The following is a 312-nucleotide window of genomic DNA, read 5'->3' on the forward strand; positions in this document are numbered from 1 at the left end:
TGACACAAAAAGTACTCCTGAAGACACAACATTAAATGTAGCTACTACAGACGGATTGTTAAAGAATGATACTGATGTGGATGGAGATTCATTAACAGTAACAGAATATACTGTAAATGGAATAACAGCAACAGCAGGAGGCTCAGCAATTACTATTACAGAAGGAATATTAGCAATTAATCCTAATGGTAGTTACATATTTTTACCAGCATTAAATTATAATGGAAATGTACCTACAATAACATATACAGTTTCAGACGGTACAACAACAGCTACATCAACATTAAATATAGAAGTAGGAGCAGTAAATGA

At 32.7% G+C, this 312-nt stretch carries 1 protein-coding gene; it reads left to right on the forward strand.

All coding sequences use genetic code 11. From position 1 onward, the window contains the following. A partial coding sequence (locus Q0733_RS13055) for a cadherin-like domain-containing protein (protein ID WP_298782781.1) occupies positions 1-312 on the forward strand: 312 nt, incomplete at both ends.

The sequence above is a fragment of the uncultured Polaribacter sp. genome (genome assembly GCF_947500975.1).
Classification (GTDB): domain Bacteria; phylum Bacteroidota; class Bacteroidia; order Flavobacteriales; family Flavobacteriaceae; genus Polaribacter.